Origin of the sequence: Bradyrhizobium daqingense (assembly GCF_021044685.1) — a bacterium.
Taxonomy (GTDB): Bacteria; Pseudomonadota; Alphaproteobacteria; order Rhizobiales; family Xanthobacteraceae; genus Bradyrhizobium; species Bradyrhizobium daqingense.
The window spans coordinates 961114-986662 of sequence record NZ_CP088014.1 but is presented as its reverse complement, the minus strand read 5'-3'; the positions used below and the strand labels follow the sequence as shown (position 1 = coordinate 986662).

The 25549-nt window shown below is 64.3% G+C and carries 20 protein-coding genes; 12 read left to right on the top strand and 8 right to left on the bottom strand.

Going from position 1 to position 25549, the window contains the following annotated elements; all coding sequences use genetic code 11:
* Positions 1-7: 7 nt before the first annotated feature.
* From LPJ38_RS04520 to xth, 6 genes are all read left to right on the top strand, one after another.
* On the top strand, positions 8-1456 hold the full coding sequence (locus LPJ38_RS04520) for an ammonium transporter (RefSeq protein ID WP_145630364.1): 1449 nt from the start codon (positions 8-10) through the stop codon (positions 1454-1456).
* 217 nt (positions 1457-1673) lie between these two features.
* A complete protein-coding gene (locus LPJ38_RS04515) occupies positions 1674-3272 on the top strand; it encodes a caspase family protein (protein WP_145630365.1) in 1599 nt (532 codons plus the stop codon).
* Between the two features lie 447 nt (positions 3273-3719).
* Complete coding sequence (locus LPJ38_RS04510) at positions 3720-4934, top strand: aminotransferase class I/II-fold pyridoxal phosphate-dependent enzyme (RefSeq protein ID WP_145630366.1); 1215 nt, start codon at positions 3720-3722, stop codon at positions 4932-4934.
* Positions 4935-4943: 9 nt separating this feature from the next.
* Positions 4944-7424, top strand: coding sequence for a DNA translocase FtsK (locus LPJ38_RS04505; RefSeq protein ID WP_145630367.1), 2481 nt, complete (start codon positions 4944-4946; stop codon positions 7422-7424).
* Between the two features lie 156 nt (positions 7425-7580).
* Positions 7581-8336 (top strand): outer membrane lipoprotein carrier protein LolA, encoded by a 756-nt coding sequence (locus LPJ38_RS04500; protein ID WP_145630613.1) that lies wholly within the window; start codon positions 7581-7583, stop codon positions 8334-8336.
* Positions 8337-8466: 130 nt separating this feature from the next.
* Positions 8467-9282 carry an exodeoxyribonuclease III gene (xth, locus tag LPJ38_RS04495; protein ID WP_145630368.1) on the top strand — a complete coding sequence of 272 codons (816 nt, stop codon included), beginning with the start codon at positions 8467-8469 and terminating at the stop codon, positions 9280-9282.
* A 111-nt stretch (positions 9283-9393) separates the two neighbouring features.
* On the opposite strand, the gene LPJ38_RS04490 is transcribed toward xth, so the two are convergent.
* Both LPJ38_RS04490 and LPJ38_RS04485 read right to left on the bottom strand, forming a co-directional pair.
* Entirely contained in the window at positions 9394-9837 is a 444-nt protein-coding gene (locus LPJ38_RS04490) for a cyclic nucleotide-binding domain-containing protein (protein ID WP_145630369.1), read from the bottom strand.
* Between the two features lie 58 nt (positions 9838-9895).
* Positions 9896-10582: a response regulator transcription factor gene (locus LPJ38_RS04485; protein WP_007598630.1), complete on the bottom strand. Its 687-nt coding sequence runs from the start codon at positions 10580-10582 to the stop codon at positions 9896-9898.
* Positions 10583-10784: 202 nt separating this feature from the next.
* Between LPJ38_RS04485 and LPJ38_RS04480 the strand changes: the two genes are divergently transcribed.
* Entirely contained in the window at positions 10785-11354 is a 570-nt protein-coding gene (locus LPJ38_RS04480; RefSeq protein ID WP_167520363.1) for a L,D-transpeptidase family protein, read from the top strand.
* Positions 11355-11360: 6 nt separating this feature from the next.
* Entirely contained in the window at positions 11361-12146 is a 786-nt protein-coding gene (locus tag LPJ38_RS04475) for a 2-keto-4-pentenoate hydratase (RefSeq protein ID WP_145630371.1), read from the top strand.
* Positions 12147-12292: 146 nt separating this feature from the next.
* Here the strand turns inward: LPJ38_RS04475 and LPJ38_RS04470 are convergent, their stop codons facing one another.
* The gene (locus tag LPJ38_RS04470; RefSeq protein ID WP_145630372.1) at positions 12293-12982 is read right to left on the bottom strand and encodes a YggS family pyridoxal phosphate-dependent enzyme; all 690 of its coding nucleotides are present in this window, start codon (positions 12980-12982) and stop codon (positions 12293-12295) included.
* A gap of 109 nt (positions 12983-13091) precedes the next feature.
* On the opposite strand from LPJ38_RS04470, the gene LPJ38_RS04465 reads away from it, so the two are divergent.
* A complete protein-coding gene (locus tag LPJ38_RS04465; protein WP_167520338.1) occupies positions 13092-14792 on the top strand; it encodes a diguanylate cyclase domain-containing protein in 1701 nt (566 codons plus the stop codon).
* A 36-nt stretch (positions 14793-14828) separates the two neighbouring features.
* Here the strand turns inward: LPJ38_RS04465 and LPJ38_RS04460 are convergent, their stop codons facing one another.
* Complete coding sequence (locus tag LPJ38_RS04460; RefSeq protein ID WP_208750508.1) at positions 14829-15875, bottom strand: GGDEF domain-containing protein; 1047 nt, start codon at positions 15873-15875, stop codon at positions 14829-14831.
* Positions 15876-16060: 185 nt separating this feature from the next.
* On the opposite strand from LPJ38_RS04460, the gene leuS reads away from it, so the two are divergent.
* The 3 genes from leuS to holA all read left to right on the top strand — a co-directional run bounded on the left by leuS (position 16061) and on the right by holA (position 20386).
* On the top strand, positions 16061-18685 hold the full coding sequence (gene leuS, locus LPJ38_RS04455; RefSeq protein WP_145630373.1) for a leucine--tRNA ligase: 2625 nt from the start codon (positions 16061-16063) through the stop codon (positions 18683-18685).
* Positions 18672-19223: an LPS assembly lipoprotein LptE gene (gene lptE / locus LPJ38_RS04450; RefSeq protein ID WP_145630374.1), complete on the top strand. Its 552-nt coding sequence runs from the start codon at positions 18672-18674 to the stop codon at positions 19221-19223. The genes leuS and lptE overlap by 14 nt, the downstream gene beginning before the upstream one ends.
* Before the next feature lie 134 nt (positions 19224-19357).
* Positions 19358-20386, top strand: coding sequence for a DNA polymerase III subunit delta (gene holA, locus LPJ38_RS04445; protein ID WP_145630375.1), 1029 nt, complete (start codon positions 19358-19360; stop codon positions 20384-20386).
* A gap of 163 nt (positions 20387-20549) precedes the next feature.
* On the opposite strand, the gene LPJ38_RS04440 is transcribed toward holA, so the two are convergent.
* The 4 genes from LPJ38_RS04440 to mnmG form a co-directional block, all read right to left on the bottom strand.
* Positions 20550-21437: a ParB/RepB/Spo0J family partition protein gene (locus LPJ38_RS04440; protein WP_167520339.1), complete on the bottom strand. Its 888-nt coding sequence runs from the start codon at positions 21435-21437 to the stop codon at positions 20550-20552.
* Between the two features lie 148 nt (positions 21438-21585).
* Positions 21586-22452 carry a ParA family protein gene (locus LPJ38_RS04435; RefSeq protein ID WP_145630377.1) on the bottom strand — a complete coding sequence of 289 codons (867 nt, stop codon included), beginning with the start codon at positions 22450-22452 and terminating at the stop codon, positions 21586-21588.
* A gap of 29 nt (positions 22453-22481) precedes the next feature.
* Complete coding sequence (gene rsmG, locus LPJ38_RS04430) at positions 22482-23255, bottom strand: 16S rRNA (guanine(527)-N(7))-methyltransferase RsmG (protein WP_145630378.1); 774 nt, start codon at positions 23253-23255, stop codon at positions 22482-22484.
* 9 nt (positions 23256-23264) lie between these two features.
* Positions 23265-25145: a tRNA uridine-5-carboxymethylaminomethyl(34) synthesis enzyme MnmG gene (mnmG, locus tag LPJ38_RS04425; RefSeq protein ID WP_145630379.1), complete on the bottom strand. Its 1881-nt coding sequence runs from the start codon at positions 25143-25145 to the stop codon at positions 23265-23267.
* Between the last annotated feature and the right edge of the window lie 404 nt (positions 25146-25549).

Below are 25549 nucleotides of genomic sequence, written 5' to 3'. Positions count from 1 at the left end.
GAATACAATGACGTTTAAGCGTCCCTATGGCGCGGGACTGGCGGCTCTCGCAGTCGGCCTGTTCGCTGCGACCGCAGCCTATGCCGAGCCAACGGTAAACAAGGGAGACAACGCCTGGATGCTGACATCGACAGTGCTGGTGCTGTTGATGACCATCCCCGGCCTCGCGCTGTTCTACGGCGGCCTCGTCCGTTCCAAGAACATGCTCTCGGTCCTGATGCAGGTGTTCTACACCGTCTGCGTCGTCACCGTGATCTGGGCCGTGTACGGCTACAGCCTGACCTTCACCGGCGGCTCGGACTTCATCGGCGGCTTCTCCAAGGCCTTCATGATGGGCGTCACCACCGACACGAAGGCCGCGACCTTCTCGGTCGACGCCAACATCTCGGAGCTCATCTATGTGTGCTTCCAGATGACCTTCGCAGCGATCACGCCCGCCCTCATCGTCGGCGCGTTCGCCGAGCGCATGAAGTTTTCGGCGATCGCACTGTTCGTCCCGCTCTGGGTCACGCTGGTCTATTTCCCGATCGCGCACATGGTCTGGTACTGGCAGGGTCCGGACCTGATCCAGGATGCGGCCAAGGCGCTCGCTGCCGCCACTGACGCGGCGGCGAAGACCGCAGCGCAGGCCAAGCTCGACGAGCTCAATGCCGACGCCGGCTGGATCTTCAAGATGGGCGCGATCGACTTCGCAGGCGGCACCGTCGTGCACATCAACGCCGGCATCGCGGGCCTCATCGGCGCTCTCCTGATCGGCAAGCGCGTCGGCTATGGCAAGGAGCTGATGGCCCCGCACTCGCTGACCATGTCGATGATCGGCGCTTCGCTGCTCTGGGTCGGCTGGTTCGGCTTCAACGCCGGCTCCAACCTCGAAGCCAGCGGCGGCGCTGCGCTCGCCATGACCAACTCCTTCGTCGCCACCGCGGCCGCCGCGCTGTCGTGGATGTTCGCGGAGTGGATCATCAAGGGTCATCCCTCGGTGCTCGGCGTCATCTCCGGCGCTGTGGCGGGCCTCGTGGCCGTCACGCCTGCCGCCGGCTTCTCCGGCGTGATGGGTGCGATCGTCCTTGGCCTCGTGGTCGGCGTGGTCTGCCTGTTCTTCTGCACCGTCGTGAAGAACGCGCTCGGCTACGATGACTCGCTCGACGTGTTCGGCGTGCATTGCGTCGGCGGCATCGTCGGCGCCATCGGCACCGGCATTCTCGTCAACCCCGCCCTCGGCGGCGCCGGCATCATCGACTACACTGCGATCCCGCCGAAGGTTGCCGATTACGACTTCGCCGTGCAGATGCTGGCCCAGATCAAGGCCGTCGCCACCACGCTGGTGTGGTCGGGCATCGGTTCGGCGATCCTCTACAAGGTCGTCGACGTGATCGTTGGTCTGCGCACCAATGTCGAGAGCGAGCGTGAAGGTCTCGACATCACCGAGCACACCGAGCGCGCCTACAACATGTAACCTCTCCTCCCGGACGCGGTTTCTTCGGAGACCGCGTCCAGACCTACGGTTCGGGCACATACCCGGCAATGCCCCGACCGTTGAGGGGCTCCAGCGCAAGCTGGAGCCCCTTTCTTTTTGGCGCGCCGCATCGTCGCAGGGGCTGGGCCTGCATTAAGCCCAAATTGCATTGTCCCGAGACTGGTGAATATCATGCTCCCGTCCGGAGCACGGTTTCATGCGCCTGTTGCGTTACGTGACCTTGTGTTTGCTGTCGCTCGCCTTGTCTGCCCTCGACGCCAAGGCTGACAAGCGCGTCGCGCTGGTAATCGGCAACGGTGCCTACCGGAACGTTCCCACCCTTGCCAATCCGACCAATGATGCGGCCGACGTCGGCGCGGCCCTAAAGCGATCGGGATTCGAACCTCTGGTCGTGACCGATCTCGATCAGGCCGCCATGCAGGAAACCGTTCTTCGTTTTGCGCGCGCGGCTCGCGGCGCCGACGTGGCTCTGTTCTATTACAGCGGACACGCGCTTCAATTCGCAGGCGTCAACTATCTGGTGCCCATCGATGCTGTCGTGCGCGACGAGGTCGATCTGCGGCGCCTGGTGCGCGCCGACGAGATCCTGGCGGATCTGCAACAGGCCAAGAACCTGCGCATCCTCGTGCTCGACGCCTGCCGCGACAACCCATTCGCTGACGAGCTTCGGCGCAACATCGGACAGGGTCGCGGCGTGGCCGTCGGCCGCGGGCTGGCCAAGATGGAAAGCCCGGAAGGCACCATCATCTCCTATGCGACCCAGGCCGGTCGCACAGCCGACGACGGCAACGGCCGCAACAGTCCCTATACCGGTGCGTTCCTTGAGCACATCGGCGACAGGGACAACATAAACACGGTGTTCCAGACGATCGGCGCCGACGTCTATCAGCGCACCAGGGGATCACAGGTCCCGGAGCTGTCACTGTCGTTCTTCGGCGAATTTTACCTCAATGGCAAAGCCGAAACCGCAGCGCTGACACCATCGTCACCCCGGACTAACCCTTGTACAGAGGCCGCCGACCATTGGCGCGGCGCGGACGCGCTCGGCACCGTCGCGGCATTCAGGGATCATCTGCTTCGCTTCCCGTCCTGTGCCTTCGCAGACCTTGCGAAATACCGCATTGAGCTGTTGTCGAGACCCGTCGAAAGCGCGAAGCGCCCGACGACTTTCGACGGGGCCTGGATCGTCAACGAAAGTTGCGAAAGCAAGCCGCCTTTTCCGGAAGCGCATCGCCGATATGTGTTTCGCATCAAGGACGGAGTGTTGCACACCGTATTAGGGGACGCGGGCAAGCCCGGCTCTGTGATCCATGACGGCACGATCGAACCGGACGGCAGCAGTACCATCTCCGTCAACGGTATCATTGGCGACAAGGATCCGCTGAACCGCACTCGCGGATCGTCCTATCAGTACAAGATCGTGATCGAACTGAAGGATTCCAAAGGGGCAGGGGTCAGCACTGAAACCTATTGGCCGTGTCGCTACGACTTTTCGAAGGTATCAGCGCCGAGCGCAGAAGCCGATCGGAGGCAGCCCGATCCGAAGCGCGCCGCAAAGCGCAATGACAATGCGGCTGCTGCACCTTCCGATCGGCGCGAGGGCGGACAGGCTGCGCCGGGCGGCAACGTGATGAGTTGCTCCATCATGCGCAGAAATTGCGCGGTGGCTTGCGTCAGCTTTGGCGGTGCGCCGAATTGCGGCACCACATTTTGCGTGCGACAGGAAGCGGAATGCATGAGCAGCGGATGCTGGAGAAGTCGAGCTTTCAACGGCTGCGGCCTCGCCAAGCGATAGGCGCAAGGCAATATCCATGGCCTGAACATCAATCGCGCCGCATACGTTTGGCAGGCGCGACACGCAGGAGTTCCATGCCCGCCGGCATGAAGGCAATTGAGAAGCTGCCGTGCATTAAGCGCCCCGGGATCGCACAGCTCGTCATGCCCGGGCTTGTCCCGGGCATCCACGTTCTTGGACACGGCCGGAAAGGCCGTCGATGGCCGGGACAGGCCCGCCATGAAGTCGCTGAAACACCCAGTCCCCGGCAAGAACATGATCAAGCCCCGAAAGCCGCCTGGCGCCCGCCATGCACCCCTTGTTATCCGGCCTTATTATTCCCGCTCTGGACGGGCCGGGCGGTCGATGGTTAATCGCGTCTTAACCTCGCCCTATCTATGGTGAACTGAACCGCTTCCCGCCGGTGCCTTCGCGCGACCGGCTGTTCCAAGAGTGCTGGCGCCCAGAATGGTCATGACCGCTTCATCCCGTGCGCCGCAGGCCAGTGGAAGCTCCAGCAACGCACGCTCGCCTTTCGTCCGGCTGAACGAGCTGCTGGCGCCGCATCAGCCCAGCAAACCCTTGATTTCGCTTGCGGTCGGCGAACCGCAGCATCCCGTGCCCGATTTCGTCGGCCCCGTGCTGGCCAAGCACATCGCCGATTTCGGCCGTTACCCGATGAACCAGGGCACCGACCCGTTCCGCCAGGCCGCGAGCGCCTGGCTGTCGTCGCGTTTCAGGCTGCCGCGGCCGCTCGACCCCAAGAGCGAAATTCTCGTCCTCAATGGCAGCCGCGAGGGGCTGTTCCTCGCCGCGATCGCAGCAGCGCGCTATGTCGGCCCGCGCCCCGGCAAGCCCGCCATCCTGATGCCGAACCCGTTCTATCCGGTCTATGGCGCCGGCGCGCTCGCGGCCGCCTGCGAGCCGGTCTATCTGCCGACCACCGTCGAGAACGGCTTCCTGCCCGATCTAGACGCCATCGACGAAACGACGCTCGCGCGCACCGTGGCGTTCTATCTGGCCTCGCCCGCCAATCCGCAGGGGTCGGTCGCCTCACGCGATTACTTCACGCGCCTGAAAGGCCTCGCCGATCGCTACGGCTTCATGATCCTCAGCGACGAGTGCTATTCGGAGATCTACACCCGCGAAGCACCGGGCAGTGCCCTCGAATGTGCGGGTGCGGATTTCACCCGCGTGGCCGCGTTCCAATCGTTGTCGAAGCGCTCGAACCTTCCGGGGCTGCGCGTCGGTTTCGCCGCCGGCGACAAGACGTTCATCGGCATGTTCCTGGAGCTGCGCAACATCGCGGCGCCGCAGGTGCCGGTGCCGCTCCAGCACGTCGCGACCTTCGCCTATGGCGACGAGGCGCATGTCGAGGAGAATCGCAGGCTCTACCGGATCAAGTTCGATCTCGCCGACCAGATCATCGGCAACCGCTACGGCTATCGCCGGCCCGACGCCGGCTTCTGCGTCTGGCTCAACACGTCCGAGATCGGCGACGACGTCTCGGTGACGTTGAAACTCTTCAAGGAAGCCGGCGTGCGCGTGGTGCCCGGCAGCTTCCTGGCACGGCAGCAGCCTGACGGATTCAATCCCGGCGCGGGCTACATTCGCCTCGCGCTGGTGCAGGATAGCGAGACCACGGCGCAGGCGCTGCACCGGCTGGTCGAGACTCTGGGTTAGGCGGGGCCCATGAGCATGTCGGCAATCGAACGTGTCATTCCACTGGTCGGCCATCTGCCGCCCTCGATCCGCGAGGGACTGGCGCGCCGGATGCGCGAGCTCACCGGGCTCGGCCTGATCGGGCTGTCGGGCGTCGCCGCCGCGGCGCTGATGACCTGGTCGGTGCAGGATCCCAGCCTCAGCCACGCCACCTCGCGGCCGATCCGCAACATCCTCGGTTACGCCGGCGCGATCGGCGCCGACCTTGCGATGCAGATTCTCGGGCTCGGCGCGATCATGCTGGTCCTGACGGTCGCAGTCTGGGGCTGGCGCATGATGACGCATCGCCCGTTCGACCGTGAAGCGCTGCGGCTGGGCTCCTGGATTCTCTGCACGGTGATCGCTGCGGGCTTCGTCAGCTGCTTTCAGCATGGCGGCGCCTGGCCGTTGCCGACCGGCCTCGGCGGCGTGGTCGGCGATGCCCTGGTGCGCGCGCCTGCCGTCATCTTCGGGCCGGCCGGCACGATCTATCGCATCGTGCTGGGCACGATCCTGTTCGCCGCGATGGCTGCGACCTTCCTGATCGCCTGCGGTCTCGGTGCACGCGAGCACGATGAAGAACTCGCGGCAATCGAGGACGACGACAAGCCGCTCGACGAAGACGAGGAGGGCGATCGTGGTTCGGTGTCGCTAGGCTGGCTGTTCCATGCGCTGATGAGCACCAAGGCGCGGCTGGGTTGGCTGCTTGGCGCCGCCTACCGCTCGCTGGTCTCGAGCGGACCCAAGACCAAGGCCGCCGCGTTCAGCCGCCAGGAGCCGAATCTCGGCGGCGGACGCGCCGCGCCTCCGATCTCGCCGCAATCGGAAGACGAGGACTACGAGGACGAGCACGAGGAAGAAGAGACCGAGGAGGAAGAGGAAGAAGAGGAGCCGGCCGCGCGCGCCCCGCGCAAGAAGGCTGCGCCGAAAACTCCTGCCAAGAAATCGTCCGACAAGTTCGATCTTCCCTCCGTCTCGATGCTGGCCGCGCCGAAGGCCGGCGACCGCCAGCCGCTCAGCAAGGCCGAGCTGGAGACCAATTCGCGTTCGCTCGAGGGCGTGCTGCAGGATTTCGGTGTGCGCGGCGAGATCGTGAAGGCCAATCCGGGTCCGGTGGTCACGCTGTACGAGCTGGAGCCGGCGCCCGGCATCAAGTCCTCGCGCGTGATCGGACTTGCCGACGACATCGCCCGCTCGATGAGCGCGCTGTCGGCGCGCGTCGCGGTCGTGCCCGGCCGCAACGCCATCGGCATCGAATTGCCGAACGCGCATCGCGAGAAGGTTTATCTGCGCGAATTGCTGGTGGCGAAGGAAGCGACCGACACCGTCGCCAAGCTGCCCCTCTGCCTCGGCAAGACCATCGGCGGCGACCCTGTCATCATCGACCTCGCGCGCACGCCGCATATGCTGATCGCCGGTACCACCGGCTCGGGCAAGTCGGTCGCCATCAACACCATGATCCTCAGCCTGGTCTACAGGTTGCGCCCGGATCAGTGCCGGCTGATCATGGTCGATCCGAAAATGCTCGAACTCTCCGTCTATGACGGCATTCCCCATCTGCTCACGCCCGTCGTGACCGACCCGAAGAAGGCCGTGGTCGCGCTGAAATGGGCCGTGCGCGAGATGGAAGAGCGCTACAAGAACATGGCCAAACTCGGTGTGCGCAACATCGACGGCTACAACACGCGCCTGCTCGAACTGAAAGCCAAGGGCGAGGAGCCGACGCGCACGGTGCATACCGGCTTCGACAAGGAAACCGGCAAGGCGATCTACGAGGAAGAGAAGCTCTCGCTGGATCCGCTGCCCTACATCGTCATCATCGTCGACGAAATGGCCGACCTGATGATGGTGGCCGGCAAGGACATCGAAGGCGCGGTGCAGCGTCTGGCGCAGATGGCACGCGCCGCCGGCCTGCACGTGATCCTGGCGACGCAGCGTCCGTCGGTCGACGTCATCACCGGTACCATCAAGGCGAACTTCCCGACCCGCATCGCCTTCCAGGTGACGTCGAAGATCGACAGCCGCACCATCCTCGGCGAAATGGGCGCCGAGCAGCTGCTCGGCCAGGGCGACATGCTCTACATGGCGGGCGGCGGCCGCATCAGCCGCGTGCACGGACCTTTCGCCTCCGACGAGGAGGTCGAGAAGGTGGTGCGCCACCTGAAGACGCAGGGGCAGCCGGAATATCTCGAAGCCGTCACCGCCGAGGAGCCGACCGAGGACGAGGACGGCGCGGTGTTCGACGCAACCGGCATGGGCGCCGATGGCGGCGGCGATCTGTTCGCGCAGGCCGTTGCGATCGTCAAACGCGACCGCAAGGCCTCGACCAGCTACATCCAGCGCCGCCTGCAGATCGGCTATAACCGCGCCGCATCGCTGATGGAGCGCATGGAACTGGAAGGCATCGTCGGCCCCGCCAATCACGCCGGCAAGCGCGAGATCCTGGTCGAGGAAGAAGACAGCCATATGTGAGGCAGGGAGCCTCCAAACATTATTATTTCACGCAAAATCGATATCTGCTTTTGCCCGAAATCACGCTAAATAGGGCGCCAGCCCCGTTAGGAAGACGCGTTGATCAGACATCCGGACATCCGATTCGCTGCCACCATCGCTGCGCATGGCGCGCGCGTGGCCGGCGTGGTTCTCGTCACCGCCGCGATCGTGACTGCGACGTCTTTCGCGCAAACCGTGCCCGTGCCGAAGCCTGCGCCGAAGGGCCGAGAGGGCGGTCCGGCCCCCGGCGGGCCCACAATCACCGGCGCGACGCAGACGCCGCCGAATCCGGTCATTCCGGATCCGCGCCGCAACGTGCCCAGCAGCATCTTCCAGACCTTCGATGCCAACCAGAAGGCGCAGGCCGCCAAAGTCAGCGCCTATCTGTCGTCGCTGCAGACGCTGGTCGGGAATTTCGTCCAGGTCGGGCCCGACGGCAGCAAGACGCAGGGCGATTTCTACATCCAGAAGCCGGGCAAGGTGCGCTTCGAATACAACGCACCGAGTCCGATCGACATCGTCGCCGACGGATCATCCCTCGTGGTGCGCGACCGCAAGCTCGCGACCCAGGACGTCTATCCGCTGTCGCAGACGCCGCTGCGCTTCCTGCTCTCCGACCGCATCGACCTGATGAAGGACACCAATGTCGTCAACGTCTCGGCCGACGACGTCTTCATCAGCGTCACCATCGAGGAGAAGCAGGCGCTGGTCGGCACCAGCCGCCTTCTCCTGATGTTCGGCGCCAAGGACGGCCAGCTGAAGCAATGGACCGTCACCGACCCGCAGGGCTACGACACCACGATCGCGGTCTACAATCTGGATTCGAGCAAGAAGCTCGATCCCAGCATGTTCAAGATCGATTTCACCAATTACGGCCCATCGCCGGGATAGACTTGCCGGCTGTTCCGCTGACCGTCATGCCCGGGCTTGTCCCGGGCATCCACGTTTCGGCTTCCGAAAAAGGCGTGGATGGCCGGGTCAAGCCCGGCCATGACGGATGGAGTTTTGTTAGATCGTCCCCATGCGTTTTTCCCTGACAACCTGGAACATCAATTCGGTGCGGCTGCGCATCGATCTGGTCGCGAAATTCCTCAAGAGCGCGCGGCCGGACGTGCTGTGCCTCCAGGAAACCAAATGCATCGACGACGCCTTTCCGCTGAAGCGCTTCAAGCGGCTCGGCTATGAGCACGTCGCGCTGAATGGGCAGAAGGGCTATCACGGCGTCGCCATCGTCTCGAAGATTCCGTTCGAATCGAAGGACATCCGAACCTTCTGCGACAAGGTGGATTCGCGCCACATCTCGGTGTCGTTTGGCGAGAAGGCGCAGATCACAAAGCCGCTGGTGCTGCATAATTTCTACGTGCCGGCCGGCGGCGACATTCCCGATCCCGCGCTGAACGAGAAATTCGACCACAAGCTTCGCTTTCTCGACGAGATGAAAGCGTGCGAGCCGCTGCATCCGCGCGGTGATGACAGGCACATCCTGGTCGGCGACCTCAATGTCGCGCCGCACGAGAACGACGTGTGGTCGCACAAGCAGCTGCTGAAAGTGGTCTCACACACGCCTGTCGAAACCGAGAAGCTGAAGGCCGCGCTCGAGGCCGGCGAATGGATCGATGTCGCGCGCGAGCGCATCCCGATGTCGGAGAAGGTCTATACGTGGTGGAGCTACCGCTCCGCCGACTGGACCGTCGGCGATCGCGGCCGCAGGCTCGACCACATCTGGATCTCGCGCGCGCTGAAGGACGCGGTCCAGGATTTCAGGATCTTGCGCGATGCGCGGAGCTGGGAGCGGCCGTCGGACCATGTGCCTGTGACGGTGACCTTGGACGTCTAATCTCGGAAAGTTCGTAGCCCGGATGGAGCGCAGCGAAATCCCGGACAATATTTCCGTAGGCGCGATTCCCGGATTGCGCTTCGCTCCATCCGGGCTACCGGCTACGACCGCTCACGACGTCAGCTTGGCTCCGGCCATCAAGATATCGCTGGCGAGCTGGCTGGAGCGCACCGCGAATTCGTCGCGCAGGCGCACCGCGGCGGCGGGATCGCTTTCGAGCACGCGCTGAAACAGGCTGCGTGCGACGCGGATGACGGAGGCGTGCTCCAGCGCGACCGCGCTCGAGGGCCGCTTCATCGGCACCACCAGCGCGAGCTCGCCGATCAGCGCGCCGGGACCGGCGATCATCTCCGCGCCGGCGCCGTCTTCGACGCGGAAGGCGCCGCGCTGGACCACGAAGCCGGCATCGGCATCGTCGCCGAGATTGAACAGGATGTCGCCGCGGACGAAGTTGCGCTGCTCGGAGCCGATCGCCAGCATGCGCAACGAGGCGTCTCCCAACAGGCGCAATGTCGGGACACGCTCGAGAAGCGCTACATCATCGTCGATTGACATTCAGGTCCGAGGCTCAAGGGCATGCGATCTCAAACGATTCGCACGCCCTTCAAGCGTATCACGGCACCAGCTTGTAGCCACCGGCTTCCGTGACCAGGATTTCCGGGTTGGCGGCGTCCTTCTCGATCTTCTGGCGGAGGCGGTAGATGTGGGTTTCCAGCGTGTGGGTGGTGACGCCGGAATTATAGCCCCAGACCTCCTGCAGCAGGGTCTCGCGCGAGACCGGCATCTGGCCGGCCCGGTAGAGGAAGCGGAGGATGGCGGTCTCCTTCTCGGTGAGACGGACCTTGCGGGCATTCGCCGCGGTCAGCATCTTCGAGCCCGGGCGGAAGGAGTAGGGGCCGACCGAGAACACCGCGTCCTCGCTGGCCTCGTGCTGGCGCAGCTGGGCGCGGATGCGGGCGAGCAGCACGGCGAAGCGGAAGGGTTTTGCCACATAGTCGTTGGCGCCGGATTCCAGCCCCAAAATCGTGTCGGAATCGGTGTCGTGGCCGGTCAGCATGATGATCGGGGCCTTGAAGCCGCCCTTGCGCAAGGAGCGAACCACTTCGCGGCCATCGGTGTCGGGAAGGCCGACATCCATCAGAACGAGATCGGGGGCATTGGCCTTTGCGGCGCTCGCGCCCTTGGCGCCGGTGTCGACGGCGGAGGCTTCAAATTCTTCGTGCAGCGATAATTGCTCCACCAACGTGTCACGCAGATCGGTATCGTCATCCACGATCAGGATCTTGCGGGCATTGGCCATAGGGGATCATCCTTTTGGGTCCGGCTCGGCGCGCATCCATGCCGCACCCAGCCGCGAGGGGAAGTTTAGGGGTCGCCGTTATTATTGTTGTTCGTGTTGAAGTAGTGGGCTGTTACCGATTCACAAGCCAGAACCACTCTAACCCAAAATAGCAGGGCGTTTTGATGAATGTCCTGTAATGAATTCGACATTGCACGTTCACATGAAAAACAAAGCCGGGTCAGCTAGTTACACCATGAATCAGAGTGCCAGGCCGCTGTCCGCGATCCGCATTAAGCCTGCTGCCGGTAATCGGCGGCGGGGCTGGCTGACGGCCGGCGCCATGACGATACCGGTGGCGCTGGGGCGGGGTGGCATCCTCGCCAACAAGCGTGAGGGTGATGGCGGCACGCCGCGCGGCAGCTTTCGTCCCCGGCGCTTGTGGTGGCGGGGCGACCGGCACAGCCGCCCGCAGACGTTCCTGCCGGCCCGGATCATCACTGCCGCAGACGCCTGGTGCGAGGACCCCAAGGACCGGCATTACAATCAGGGCGTCCGGCTCGCCGAGGGGCAGGGCGGTGACCGGCTCAAGCGGGCCGACCACCTCTACGATTTCATCGTCGAGATCGACCACAACACCCGGCCGCGGATCGCCGGACGCGGCAGCGCGGTGTTCCTGCATCTGGCCCGCGACAATTTCGGCCCGACCGCGGGCTGCGTCTCCATGACCAAATCTGCGATGCTGCAATTGCTGCGACGACTGGGACCACGAACAAAAATCATCATCGGGTGAGGACGCATGCTCGACAAGGATCAGATCGCCGCGGCTTCGCAGGTTCTGGTGACGCATTGGCGTGACGGCACCAAGCTGGAGGCGCTGGACGCGCACTTGCGGCCGCAGAGCCGCGCCGAGGGTTATGCCATCCAGGCAGCGCTCGAGACGACGTCGCCGGGAAAGCTGTTCGGCTGGAAGATCGCGGCGACGAGCGAGGCCGGGCAGAAGCACATCAACGTCGCGGGACCGCTGGCCGGTCGCATCATGAGCGACACCGTGATCGCCGATGGCGGCACTGCGTCGATGAAGGGCAATGAGATGCGCGTCGGCGAGCCGGAATTCGCCTTCCGCATCGGACGCGACCTGCCGCCGCGCGCGGCGCCATACGCTGTCGACGAAGTGCTCGCCGCCGTTGCGACCCTGCATCCCGCGATCGAGCTCCCCGACTCGCGCTTTGTCGATTTCGTCAGCGCCGGCGAGGCGCAGCTCATCGCCGACAATGCGTACGCGCATCTATTCGTGCTGGGTGCGGCGACATCAGCGGATTGGCGCGCGCTGGATCTCGTCGAGGAACGGCCGCAGATCACGCTGCGTGGCGAGCGCTATCTCGGTCACGGCAAAAACGTGCTCGGCGATCCCCGCGCAGCACTCGCCTGGCTTGCCAACGAGCTCCGCGGGATCGGCATCACCTTGCGGGCAGGGGAGGTGGTGACCACGGGCACATGCCATCTGCCGCTGCCGATCCAGGCCGGCGATCACTTCACCGCGGATTTTGGCGTGCTGGGGAAGGTGTCGGTGGGGTTTGTGTAGGCGCGTCACATACCGCCGTCATTGCGAGGAGCCCTTGCGACGAAGCAATCCAGAATCCTTCCGCGGAAAGATTCTGGAGTGCTTCGCTGCGCTCGCAATGACGAAATCGAGAGCCGTTATCAGGCACTGCCCTTCGCCAACGGCTCTCACCGATGCCCGAAGATTGCGCTGCCCACGCGGACATGGGTGGCGCCCAGCATGATCGCGGTGGCGAAGTCTGCGCTCATGCCCATCGAGAGATTCTTCAGTCCGTTGCGCGCGGCGATCTTGGCGGTGAGCGCAAAATGCGCCGCCGGCGGTTCGTCGACGGGCGGAATGCACATCAAGCCGGAGATCGTCAGCCCATAGGTGTCGCGGCAGCTCGCGAGGAAGGCATCAGCCTCGCCGGGCGCGACGCCGGCCTTCTGCGGTTCCTCGCCGGTGTTGATCTGGACGAAGAGCTGCGGGTGCTTGTTCTGGGATTCGATTTCCTTGGCTAACGCCTGGCAAATGCTCGGACGGTCGACCGAATGGATGGCGTCGAACAGCGCGACCGCCTCTTTCGCCTTGTTGGATTGCAGCGGTCCGATCAGATGCAGCGCGATGTCGGGGTAAACAGACGTTAACGCAGGCCACTTGCCTTTGGCCTCCTGCACCCGATTCTCGCCGAATACACGCTGTCCGGCCTCTATCACGGGCGTAATCGCAGCCGCGTCGAAGGTCTTGGACACCGCGATCAGCGTGACGGAGGCGCGATCGCGCTGTGCGTCCTTGCAGGCGCGTGCAATTTCGGCCTCGACGGCGGCAAGGGCGTTTGGTGAATGGCCGGTTACCGGCGCGGCATTGGCGTCTGTCATGGTGTCGATTGGCTGTGGTCGTGACCGAGGTAAGTCCAATTTTACCGAGTTCAAGAAAGAGTTTTTGAACCCTTCGCTTTACCTTGGCTCATTGGGGTGGGTAGCGAAGATGGCAAGCGTCAGTCTCAACCGCAAACGGGCGAAACTCAAGCAGGTTCTCGGAATCCGGGCGCGGCTCGCTTTGCTCGCGGTGATTCTGGTGGCCCCCTTGATGCTCGAGCGCATCCGCTCGTTCGAAGACACGCGCGCGCGGCAGATCGCGCAGGCCGCGGCTGAATTCACCACCGTCGCGAGGCACAGCGCCGATGCGCAGCGCCAAGTGATCTCGTCGGTCGAGACCATCCTGAAGTCGGAGGCCTTCATCCGGGCGTCCGCTGGCGGCATCAGCAAGAGCTGCGACGTGCTGCGCGCGAGCCTGCCGTCGAGCCTGCCCTGGATCCGTACGCTTCTGATCGCCGGGCAGGACGGACGCATTCAGTGCGCCACAAACAACATGTATGTCGGCCTCGATCTCAGCGACCGGCCTTACGTCCTGAAAGCACAGGAGACCGGCCGCTTCGTGCTGAGCGACTTCATCCTGTCACGGCCCGCGTCGACGCCGACCGTCATGGCGGTCTATCCGGTGTCAGCCTTCAGCGGCGTCCCGGACGCCGTCGTGCTCGCCACCGTCAACCTGGACTGGATGTCGAAGGTCATGAGCAATCTCGGCGGTCGCGCCGGCATCACGGCCGTGCTGGTCGACAGCGCCGGCACCGTGCTGGCCGCACCCGCCGACCAGCACAGCGCGGTCGGCCGCCCCCTCGACAACATGCCGCTGATGTCGGCGATCGCCGATCGCGCCTTGCGCTCGGACCAAGACGAAGGCTCGCTGTCGTTTCTTGCGGCCGACGGCTCGCGCCGCGCAGTGAGCTACATCCGTATCGCCGGCACCAATGCCCGGCTGATCGCGAGCATCGACGAGGACAAGGTGTCCGCTGCGGTCAACCGCGACATCCGCACCGCCTATCTCCAGCTCGCCTTCGTCGTCGTGTTCGTCCTGCTCGGCGCGCTGATCGCCGCCGAGAAGCTGGTGATCAAGCCGATCGAGATGCTGGCCGACATGGCCAAGCGGCTCGGCGAAGGCGACCTGTCGGCGCGGGCGGCGCGCAACCGCTTGCCCGCCGAGTTCGTGCCGCTGGCCCGCGCCTTCAATGCGATGGCCGCGCAGCTCAGCCAGCGGGAGCGCGAGCTGATCGCGAGCAACGATCGCCTCACGGTGATGGCCTCGATCGACATGCTGTCCGGCCTCGCCAACCGCCGCGGCTTCCAGAGCCGGCTCGATTTCGAATGGATGCGCGCGCAGCAATATGGCAGCGACCTCGCGCTGCTGATGATCGACGTTGACCACTTCAAGCTCTTCAACGACACCTATGGCCATCTCGAAGGCGATTCCTGCCTGACCCGGCTCGGGGAATCGCTGTCCGGCATTGCCGCCGACACGATGGGGTTCGCGGCCCGTTATGGCGGCGAGGAATTCTGCCTGCTCTTGCCGAACACGGACGTGAACCGCGCCGTCGAGATCGGCGAACTGGTGCGTGCGGCCGTGCTGAAATTGTGCCTTCCGCACATCACCTCGAACCACATGATCGTCACGGTCTCGATCGGCGTTGCCGCAGCCAAGCCGAACGAGGCCTTGCGTCCCGGCGATCTCATCGAAGCCGCCGACGCCGCGCTCTACGCCGCGAAACACCGCGGCCGCAACAACGTCGTCGAGCACGGCGTGCAGGCGATCGGGACCGGCGCGACGGAAATGATGCTGGCGGCGGGCTGAGCAAGCGCATCAAAAGATCCGCCGCAGGGGAATTCGCTAGCCGGCAGCTCCCGCACGATCGAGCTCGATCTCCGTCACCACGCGATTACGGCCGCCGCCCTTGGCGAGATAGAGCGCGCGGTCGCAGCGCTCGATGAGATCGGTAACCGCTTCGCCTTGCCGGTGCTGCGCGACGCCGATCGACACGCTGATATTGGGCAGGGTCTCGCCGGTCGAGCGGCGGGTGATCCTGGCGTCGGCGATCGCGCGCCTGATCCGCTCGGCGATCTCGGCAGCGGCGGCAAGGTCGGCGTCCGGCAGCACCGCCATGAGCTCCTCGCCACCATAGCGGGCCGGCAGATCCTGCGCGCGGACCTTTTCGCGCAACACTTTTGCAATCAACCGCAACACCTGGTCGCCGACGCCGTGGCCGAAATTGTCGTTGAAGAACTTGAAGTGGTCGATGTCGAGCAGGAGCACGCTGAGCGGCTCGCCCCATTCCGCCGTCGCCTGCACCTTGCGCAGGAATTCATCGAGCGCCCGCCGGTTTGCAAGGCCCGTCAGCGTATCGGTCCGGGCGCGCTCCTCGGACTTGGAAAGCGAGTCGCGGATCACGTCGAGCTCGCGGGTCTTTTCCGCAAAGCCTGCCTCGAGCCGCGTCGTCCTGGTGGCAGCCCGCGCCAGCTCGTTCATGAGCTGAGCGACCAGCGCCTTCGGATCGACGCCGGCCTTGCCTTGGTCTGCGACTTCGCTGATCGCCTGCATCTGGGAGCGATTGTCGGCAATCGCGGTCGCCAGAAACTCCTTTGCCGCGCCCATCAGGGTATGCAGCCGCTCGGAGGTATGAACGACGATGGCGCTCACCTGGGGCGCGATATAGGTCTCGAACAGGTCCTGATTGGTTCTGGCGTCGAAGGGGCGGTTATGGTCGATCAGAAGATCGATCGCGTTGCGCAGATCGTCGTGGCCCCCTGCGAAATATTGGTACCAAACCGCGAAGTTGGTCGGGGTCGGCGCGATGCGCTGCTTGGCCATGGCCTGCATCGCCCGTCCGGCGATGGACGCGGCATAGTCGTAATCGGGATCGTCGAAGCTGGAATTCATCGTAATGCGGCCTTGTCGGCCGCAAATTGGCATCGCCGCCTTAATCACACCCCAACGACGGCCTCGGTAGTTATGCGGAGGACTCCCGGCTGGTTCCAGAATGGGGCAACCCATTGACCCCTTACGGACTTCTATGGCCTAGTCCGCCGTCTTCAGCCGGCCGAAACCACGAAAAACAACGATTCATGACCTCCGAACGCTACAACGCCCGCGACGCCGAACCGCGCTGGCAACGTCTCTGGGACGAACAGGCCATCTTCGTTTCCAAGAACGACGATCCGCGGCCGAAATACTATGTCCTCGAGATGTTCCCCTACCCCTCGGGGCGCATCCATATCGGCCATGTCCGCAATTATACGCTCGGCGACGTGCTGGCCCGCTTCATGCGCGCCAAGGGGTTCAACGTGCTGCACCCGATGGGCTGGGATGCGTTCGGCTTGCCCGCGGAGAACGCCGCGATCGAGCGCAAGGTGGCGCCGAAGGCCTGGACCTACGACAACATCGCCGCGATGAAGAAGCAGCTTCGCTCGATCGGGCTGTCGCTCGACTGGTCGCGGGAGATCGCGACCTGCGATCCCTCCTACTACAAGCACCAGCAGAAGATGTTTCTGGACTTCCTGCGCGAAGGCCTTGCCGAGCGCGAGAAGCGCAAGGTGAACTGGGATCCCGTCGACATGACCGTGCTCGCCAACGAGCAGGTGATCGACGGCCGCGGCTGGCGCTCCGGCGCCGTCGTCGAGCAGCGCGAGATGAACCAGTGGGTCTTCAAGATCACGAAGTACTCGCAGGAGCTGTTGAGCGCGCTGGACGGGCTCGATCGCTGGCCCGACAAGGTGCGGCTGATGCAGCGCAACTGGATCGGGCGCTCGGAAGGCTTGCTGATCCGCTTCGCGCTGGATGCGGCGACGACGCCCGCCGGCGAGAGCGAGCTGAAAATTTTCACGACGCGCCCGGACACGTTGTTCGGCGCCAAGTTCATGGCGATCTCGGCGGATCATCCGCTGGCGCAGGCAGCGGCCGCGAAGAACCCTGAGCTTGCGGCGTTCATCGGCGAGATCAAGAAGATCGGGACGGCGCAGGAGGTGATCGACACCGCGGAGAAGCAGGGATTCGACACCGGCATCCGCGCGGTGCATCCGTTCGATCCGTCCTGGAAGCTGCCGGTCTATGTCGCCAATTTCGTGCTGATGGAGTACGGCACCGGCGCGATCTTCGGCTGCCCCGCGCACGACCAGCGCGACCTCGACTTCGTCAACAAGTACAATCTCGGCAACACGCCGGTGGTCTGCCCCGAAGGGCAGGATCCGAACAGCTTCGTCATCACCGACACCGCCTATGACGGTGACGGGCGCATGATCAATTCGCGCTTCCTCGACGGCATGACCATCGATGCGGCGAAGGAAGAGGTCGCAAAACGGCTGGAAGGCGAACTGCGCGGCAACGCGCCGGTCGGCGAGCGTCAGGTCAATTTCCGCCTGCGTGACTGGGGCATCTCGCGCCAGCGCTATTGGGGCTGCCCGATTCCCGTGATCCATTGCCCGAAATGCGATGTGGTGCCGGTGCCGGATGCCGATCTGCCGGTGAAGCTGCCGGATGATGCGACCTTCGACAAACCAGGCAACGCGCTCGATCACCACCCGACCTGGAAGCACGTCACCTGCCCCCAATGCGGTGGCAAGGCGCAGCGCGAAACCGACACCATGGACACCTTCGTGGATTCGTCTTGGTACTTTGCCCGCTTCACTGATCCCTGGAACGAGAACGCGCCGACGACGCCCGCTGTCGCCAACCGGATGCTGCCGGTCGACCAATATATCGGCGGCGTCGAGCACGCGATCCTGCATCTGCTCTACAGCCGCTTCTTCACCCGCGCCATGAAGGCGACGGGGCACATCGCGCTCGACGAGCCGTTCGCCGGCATGTTCACGCAAGGAATGGTGGTGCACGAGACCTACCAGAAGGCCGACGGCACCTACGTGCAGCCGGTGGAGGTGAAGGTCGAGGTCGCCGGCAATGGCCGTCGCGCGACGCTGCTGGCCTCGGGTGAAGACGTCCAGATCGGCCCGATCGAGAAGATGTCGAAGTCGAAGAAGAACACGGTCGATCCCGACGACATCATCGCGACCTACGGCGCCGACGTCGCCCGCTGGTTCATGCTGTCGGACTCCCCGCCCGAGCGCGACGTGATCTGGAGCGACGAACGCGTCCAGGGCGCCTCTCGCTTCGTGCAGCGGCTATGGCGGCTGGTGAACGACAGCGTGGAGCTTGGTAAGGCCGCGCCGGCGGCCCGGCCGGCCTCGTTCGGCCCGGATGCCACCGCCTTGCGCAAGGCTGCCCACGGCGCCTTGGACAAGGTCACGACCGGCATCGAGCGGCTGCACTTCAACGTCTGCCTCGCCCATATCCGCGAATTCACCAATGCGCTGTCCGAGGTGCTTCAGCGGCCCGGCCAGCCCACCCCGGACCTTGCCTGGGCGATCCGGGAGGCCGGCCAGATCCTGGTCCAGCTGTTCTCCCCGATGATGCCGCATCTGGCTGAGGAGTGCTGGCAGGCCTTGGGCCAGAGCGGGCTGGTTTCGGAGGCCAATTGGCCCCAAATCGAACGTGATTTGCTGGTTGAAGACAGCGTGACCCTGGTGGTCCAGGTCAACGGCAAGAAGCGGGGTGAGGTCACAGTTGCAACACTGGCCCAGAATCCGGAAATCGAGGCTGCCGTTTTGGCCCTCGATGCGGTAAAGCTGGCCCTGGACGGCAAGCCCGTCCGCAAGGTGATCATCGTCCCCAAGAGGATCGTGAATGTTGTCGGCTAGGTTCCGCATCGCAGCCCGCTTGCTGGCGGTCGCCGCCCTGGCGGCGCTGACGGCCGCCTGCTTCCAGCCGATGTATGCCGAACGTGGCGACGGCACCCCCGGCCTGCGCGAGAAGCTGATGGGGGTCGAGCTCCCGCAGATCAACAAGCCCAACGCCTCCCGCGACGCGCGCATCGGGGTCGAGGTCCGCAACGCCCTCGCCTTCAAGCTTTACGGCACCGCGACCGGCATGCCGCCGACGCACCGCCTGGACATCCGCTTCAACTCCACCCGCTCGTCCCTGATCGTCGATCCCAACACCGGCCTGCCGAGCACCGAGAATTACGGCATCGACTGCCAGTACAATCTGGTCGAGGTCGTCAGCGGCAAGTCGGTGATGACCGGCACCACGTTCGCCCGCGTGTCCTATGACATGCCTGGCTCCTACCAGCGCTTCTCCCGCAACCGCGCGCTGCGCGACGCGGAAGACCGCGCCGCCAACGAGATCGCCGAGAACATCAATACCCGGCTCGCCGCGTTCTTCACCGCGGGCACCTGACCCTCGCGGTCATTCCGGGGCCTGCGAAGCATGAACCCGGAATCCAGACATTGCGGATCGAGATTCTCAGGTGCGCAGTTGCGCATCGTAATTCGGCTGTTCGAGCCGCCCCAGAATGACGCCGTTGAGGCAACATGGTCGCGCTGCGCGGAAAAGAGATCGACGCCTTCCTCGCCCGCCCCGATGCGGGCCGACCGATCATCCTGCTCTATGGTCCTGATGCGGGCCTCGTACGCGAGCGCGCCGACGCGCTGATCGCATCGGCTGTCGACGATCCCAATGATCCGTTCGCGATGGTGAAGATCGACGGCGACGAGCTCTCCGCCGAGCCGTCACGCCTCGTCGACGAAGCCATGACCGTGCCGCTGTTCGGCGGCCGCCGCGCGATCCGCATCCGTGCCGGTTCCCGCAGCTTTGCCAGCGGCATCGACACCCTGGCCGAGATGAATGTGAGGGATTGCCGCATCGTGATCGAGGCCGGCGAGCTGCGCCCGGAATCACCGCTGCGCAAGGCCTGCGAGAAAGCCAAGACCGCGGTCGCGATCGGCTGCTATCCCGACACCGAACGCGACCTGGCCAAGCTGATGGACGACGAGCTCCGCATCGCCAATCTGCGTATCGCGCAGGACGCGCGCGCGGCGCTGATGACGTTCCTCGGCGGCGACCGCCAGGCCTCCCGCAACGAGCTGCGCAAGCTCACGCTCTATGCGCACGGCAAAGGCGAGATCACGCTGGACGACGTGATGGCCGTCGTCGCCGATGCCTCCGAGCTGAAGCTCGATCCTATCGTCGACGGCGCCTTCGCCGGGCGGCCGGACATCGTCGAGACCGAATTCGCCAAGGCCATGATCGCCGGCACCTATCCCGGCGTGATCATCTCGGCGGCGCAGCGCCAGGCCGCGTGGTTGCACAAATCGGCGCTCGCGATCGCCGACGGCACGCCGGCTTCGGCCGTGCTCGACGGCGGCTATCCGCGCCTGCATTTTTCGCGAAAGCCGGCGGTCGAGACCGCGCTGCGCAACTTCAGCCCGGCCCGGCTCGCTGCCATCATCGAGCAGCTCGCGACCGCCGCGCTCGACACCCGCAAGCAAGCCGCCCTCGCTCCGGCCATCGCCCAGCGCACGCTGATGGCGATCGCGGCGAATGCAAAGCGGCGGGGGTAAGTGTCGTCACGTCATTGCGAGGAGCGTAAGCGACGAGGCAATCCAGATTCCCTCTGCGGAAATATCTGGATTGCTTCGCTGCGCTCGCAATGACGATGCTGATGCAGATGCGCGCCATACACTCAGCCGTCATCCCGGCCTTCGCGGGGACGACACTGATGATTCAAATCCCGCCCTTGGCCAGCCGCTTCATCACCTCATCGAGCTGATCGAGGTTGCTATAATTGATCTGCACGGAGCCACCGGGATCGCGGTGGTTGACGGTGACCTTGAGGCCGAGCGCGTCGCTGACGCGCTTTTCGAGATCGATCGTGTCGGGGTCCTTTTCCTTGGCCCCGGTGCTGCGCGCCTTCTGCGGCTTGCGCTCCGGCACGCCCTCTTCATGCGCTAGCGCTTCGGTCTGGCGGACATTGAGGCCCTCCGCGACGATGCGCTTGGCGGCGGCGAGCGGATCGGGCACGCCGATCAGTGCGCGGGCGTGGCCGGCGGTCAGCTCGCCGGTGGCGATGAAGGCCTGCACCTCGGTCGGCAGCTTGGTCAGCCGCATCATGTTGGCGACGTGGCTGCGGCTCTTGCCGACGACCCTGGCGATGTCGTCCTGGCTGCGTTTGAACTCGTTGGCGAGCGCGTGATAGCCCTGCGCCTCTTCCATCGGGTTGAGGTCTTCGCGCTGGACGTTCTCAACGATCGCGAATTCCAGCGCATCGCTGTCGCTGATATCGACCGGCACAATCGGCACGTCGTGCAGACCGGCCATTTGCGATGCGCGCCAACGCCGTTCGCCGGCGATGATCTCGTAGCGGTCCTGCGCGCCCTTCACCGGACGCACCACGATCGGCTGGATCACGCCGTGCTGCTTGATGGACTCGGAGAGCTCCTTGAGCTCGGTGTCCGAAAACGTGCGGCGCGGATTGCGTGGATTGGCCTTGATGAATTCGATCGGCACCTTGCGCTGCGCGCGCGGACGATCGACGTGCTGAGCCTCGCCGCCGACATCCCCGATCAGACTTGCAAGACCCCGGCCCAGTCGCGAACGCGCTTCGTCGGCCATCGCCAGCTCCCTTGGATTCACGGTGCAGCACTCCAGAACTAAATTTCGAAACGTAGGGTGGGTTAGCGAAGCGTAACCCACCTCATCTGTTTCCACGGAGATAGACAGTGGTGGGTTACGCCTTCGGCTAACCCACCCTACGGCATCGTCAATGTGCGACGCGCAGCTCGCGCTCGCGCTGGATCACTTCGGTGGCGAGCCGCAGATACGCTTCGCTGCCGACGCATTTGAGATCGTAGACCAGCACCGGCTTGCCATGGGACGGCGCTTCGGAGATGCGCACGTTGCGCGGGATCATGGTCTTGTAGACCTTCTCGCCCATGAACTGGCGAACGTCGGCGACGACCTGATTCGAGAGGTTGTTGCGCGAGTCGAACATGGTCAGCACGATGCCGTGGATCGACAAATTCGGATTGAGCGTCGAGCGCACCTGCTCCACCGTCTGCAGCAATTGCGACAGACCTTCGAGCGCGAAGAACTCACATTGCAGCGGCACCAGAATCGCATCGGACGCCGCCATCGCGTTCACCGTGAGCAGGTTGAGCGAGGGCGGACAGTCGATCAGCACATAGGTGTAGTCCGCATCGGGCGAGACGTTGTTGTTGAGCGCGCCGATCGCGTCGCGCAGCTTGAAAGCGCGGCCGGGCGTGGTGCCGAGCTCGAGCTCGAGGCCGGAGAGATCCATGGTCGAGGGCGCGATGTGCAGCCGCGGCACTGCAGTCGAAACCACCGCTTCGCGCAGAGGAGCTTCACCGATCAGGACGTCGTAGGTCGAGCAGGAGCGGCTGCGGCGATCGATGCCGAGCCCGGTCGAGGCGTTGCCCTGCGGATCGAGATCGACGATCAGGACGCGCTCCCCAATCGCAGCGAGCGCCGTGCCGAGATTAATCGCTGTGGTTGTTTTTCCCACACCGCCCTTCTGATTTGCCAGCGCCAGGATGCGCGGGTGGCCATGTGGCACTTCGGCCTGCTCCTGGCCGGATTGTTCTTGCTGCGGTTCGTCAATGACGTTCATCGCCAATTCCCCACTCAGGCCCTAATGCCTCACCCGCGCCGTTCGACGGACGTCAGTTCGACGATCCAGCCGTCCCCAGTACGGCTTCGATAGAGCTGAAGCTGAATATTCCAATATTTAGCGGCTTCGGTCAATTCAGCCTCTACATCTTGACCCTTGAGAAACAGCGCTTTTGCGCCCTGACGCATCAGCGGCTCCGCAAAGCCGATAAGTTGATGTAGCGGAGCCAGCGCACGCGCGGTGACGCAATCGACGGGGCCGGTGATTCTATCCACATTATCCCCGATCTCAGCGAGATGTACGACTCCTGGAGATGTGGTGACGCGGATCGCTTCACGCAAAAAGGCGGCCTTCTTGGCGATACGTTCGATGAGATGCACGGTGGCGCCCGGTGTGCCGGCCATCGCGCAGGCCAGCACGATGCCGGGAAAACCGCCGCCGCTGCCGAGGTCGGCCCATCGTTTTGCGGACGCCGCGAGACCCACGAGCTGAAGCGAGTCGGCGATGTGCCGGGTCCAGAGCTGCGGCAAGGTCGATGGCGCGATCAGATTGGTCTTGGCCTGCCACTCGCGGAGCAAGGCAATGTAGCGATCGAGCCGCTCCTCGGTTTCACGTGAAACGGGAGCAAGCTTGAGCGCCTCGCGCTTGTCGGCCGCGATGGCGGCATCGAGCGACGGATCGTTGGCGACGGCCTTGTCGATCTTCGGCTTGGCCGATACCGGCGGGGATCGCCGTTCGGCGTCCTCACCATCTCCGGGTCGTCGCGATAGCGGTTTGTCCCCGCCCCGTCCGCGCTGTTTCACGTGAAACGCCTATGCGATGGCCTTGGAGGTCTTCCGGGCCTCACGGCGCAGATAAGCCGCGAGGATACCGAGCGCCGCCGGCGTCATGCCGTCGATCCGCCCGGCCTGGCCGACCGTGAATGGTCGCGCCTTCTCCAACTTGGCCCGGACCTCATTGGAGAGCCCGGGAACCAGCTGGTAGTCAACCTCCGACAGCGCTAGTCCCTCGTCGCGCCTGAAGGCTTCGACGTCTGCGCTCTGGCGCTCCAGATAGACGTCGTACTTGGCGTCGATCTCAAGATGTGTCGCAATGACGGGATCGATGCTCGCCAGCTCCGGCCAGATCACGCGGACCTGGCTCCAGCCGATCTCAGGATAGGCCATCAGCTCGAACGCCGAGCGGCGCTGGCCATCACGGTTCAGGGACAGGCCGTGCTTGATCGCTTCATTCGGTGTAATCGTCAGCGACTTCGACAGCATCCGGGCGGCATTCAGGGCGTCCATCTTGCCGCGATGGTGCTGCGCGCGGGCATGCCCGACGCATCCCAGGACGATACCCTTCTCGGTCAGTCGTTGGTCCGCATTATCGGCCCGCAACGTCAGCCGATACTCGGCCCTGGAGGTGAACATCCGATAGGGCTCGCTGATCCCACGGGTGACGAGATCGTCGATCATCACGCCGAGATAGCCGTCGGCACGATCGAACACCGTCAAGGCCGCCCCGCTCGCGGAGAGCGCTGCGTTCAACCCGGCTACGATGCCCTGCCCAGCGGCCTCTTCGTATCCAGTGGTGCCATTGATCTGGCCAGCCAGGAACAAACCGCGCAGACGCTTGGTCTGCAGGGTCGGATCGAGCTCGCGCGGATCGATATGGTCGTATTCGATGGCATAGCCTGGACGCACCATCTTGACCTGCTCCAAGCCGGGAATGCTGGCGAGGATCGCGAGCTGGACCTCCTCCGGCAGCGAGGTCGAGATGCCGTTGGGATAGACGGTCGTATCGTCGAGCCCTTCCGGCTCCAGAAAGATCTGATGCCCATCGCGGTCACCGAAACGGACGATCTTGTCCTCAATCGAGGGGCAATAGCGCGGTCCGGAGCTCTTGATCTGACCGGAGTACATGGGGGAGCGATGCACATTCGCTCGGATCACCTCATGGGTCGCCGCGGTGGTCCGGGTGATCCCACACTGGATCTGTGGCGTCCTGATCCGGTCGGTCATCACCGAGAACGGCTCGGGGGGCTCATCTCCGGGCTGCATCTCGACCGCCGACCAGTCGATCGTGGTGCCATCCAGACGCGGCGGCGTGCCGGTCTTGAGGCGTCCGAGGGTGAAGCCGGCGCGCTCAAAGGAGGCCGAAAGACCCATCGCAGGGGCCTCGCCGACCCGGCCGGCGGGCCAGTTCTTCTCGCCGAGATGGATCAGACCGCGCAGGAACGTGCCGGTGGTGACGACAATGGCCCCTGCCCGAAGCTCGCGGCCATCGGCCAGGCGCAGCCCAGTGACCCGTCCTTCGACCACGATCAACTCGTCGGCTTCGCCTTCAATGACGGAGAGACCCTCTGTTTCGCGGATGGCGGTCTGCATCGCAGCCGCATAAAGCTTCCGGTCAGCCTGGGCCCGGGGACCACGGACGGCAGGACCCTTGCGGCGATTGAGGACACGAAACTGGATGCCGCCGGCATCGCCGACCCGGCCCATCAAACCATCGAGGGCATCGACTTCGCGGACCAAATGACCCTTCCCGAGACCCCCGATGGCGGGATTGCAGGACATCGCGCCTACGGTGGAGAAGCGGTGCGTCACCAAAGCGGTCGTCGCCCCCATTCGCGCAGCAGCGGCCGCGGCCTCACAGCCGGCGTGGCCACCACCGATAACGATGACGTCGAAACTCTCTCGCTCTGTTCGCATTGGCCGGAGTTTTAGCTCAGAGGTATGAAAGCCGGAAGTGGAAACTGGGGTGCATGTTTCACGTGAAACAGCGAGGGTTGGAAGAGTTAGGCACGATCCACGAAAACAACCCCATGCACAGTAGAGAGGCTGTTGATGGGTTTACTGACGTGAAACATGACGCGCCGAAGCCGTGACCGATCGATAAGTAGTGGTGGGCGCCGCGCCCGTCATTGCGCGCGTCCGAAGCACCCAGAATCTCCGCTCCGAGACAGACTAGATTGCTTCGTCGCAAGGGCTCCTCGCAATGACGTGGAGGGATGCAATTGCTGTTTCGTTGCTGCTTCACGTGAACCAATAGCAACGAAGAGCGTCCCTGTTTCACGTGAAACATAAGGAACGGAACAAGGGCTAGTTCTACATTG

Coding starts and splice junctions, on each gene's coding strand:
- LPJ38_RS04520 (WP_145630364.1), top strand. CDS start 8: ATGACGTTTAAGCGTCCCTATGGCGCGGGACTGGCGGCTCTCGCAGTC.
- LPJ38_RS04515 (WP_145630365.1), top strand. CDS start 1,674: ATGCGCCTGTTGCGTTACGTGACCTTGTGTTTGCTGTCGCTCGCCTTG.
- LPJ38_RS04510 (WP_145630366.1), top strand. CDS start 3,720: ATGGTCATGACCGCTTCATCCCGTGCGCCGCAGGCCAGTGGAAGCTCC.
- LPJ38_RS04505 (WP_145630367.1), top strand. CDS start 4,944: ATGAGCATGTCGGCAATCGAACGTGTCATTCCACTGGTCGGCCATCTG.
- xth (WP_145630368.1), top strand. CDS start 8,467: ATGCGTTTTTCCCTGACAACCTGGAACATCAATTCGGTGCGGCTGCGC.
- LPJ38_RS04490 (WP_145630369.1), bottom strand. CDS start 9,837: ATGTCAATCGACGATGATGTAGCGCTTCTCGAGCGTGTCCCGACATTG.
- LPJ38_RS04485 (WP_007598630.1), bottom strand. CDS start 10,582: ATGGCCAATGCCCGCAAGATCCTGATCGTGGATGACGATACCGATCTG.
- LPJ38_RS04480 (WP_167520363.1), top strand. CDS start 10,785: ATGAAAAACAAAGCCGGGTCAGCTAGTTACACCATGAATCAGAGTGCC.
- LPJ38_RS04475 (WP_145630371.1), top strand. CDS start 11,361: ATGCTCGACAAGGATCAGATCGCCGCGGCTTCGCAGGTTCTGGTGACG.
- LPJ38_RS04470 (WP_145630372.1), bottom strand. CDS start 12,982: ATGACAGACGCCAATGCCGCGCCGGTAACCGGCCATTCACCAAACGCC.
- LPJ38_RS04465 (WP_167520338.1), top strand. CDS start 13,092: ATGGCAAGCGTCAGTCTCAACCGCAAACGGGCGAAACTCAAGCAGGTT.
- LPJ38_RS04460 (WP_208750508.1), bottom strand. CDS start 15,875: ATGAATTCCAGCTTCGACGATCCCGATTACGACTATGCCGCGTCCATC.
- leuS (WP_145630373.1), top strand. CDS start 16,061: ATGACCTCCGAACGCTACAACGCCCGCGACGCCGAACCGCGCTGGCAA.
- lptE (WP_145630374.1), top strand. CDS start 18,672: ATGTTGTCGGCTAGGTTCCGCATCGCAGCCCGCTTGCTGGCGGTCGCC.
- holA (WP_145630375.1), top strand. CDS start 19,358: ATGGTCGCGCTGCGCGGAAAAGAGATCGACGCCTTCCTCGCCCGCCCC.
- LPJ38_RS04440 (WP_167520339.1), bottom strand. CDS start 21,437: ATGGCCGACGAAGCGCGTTCGCGACTGGGCCGGGGTCTTGCAAGTCTG.
- LPJ38_RS04435 (WP_145630377.1), bottom strand. CDS start 22,452: ATGAACGTCATTGACGAACCGCAGCAAGAACAATCCGGCCAGGAGCAG.
- mnmG (WP_145630379.1), bottom strand. CDS start 25,145: ATGCGAACAGAGCGAGAGAGTTTCGACGTCATCGTTATCGGTGGTGGC.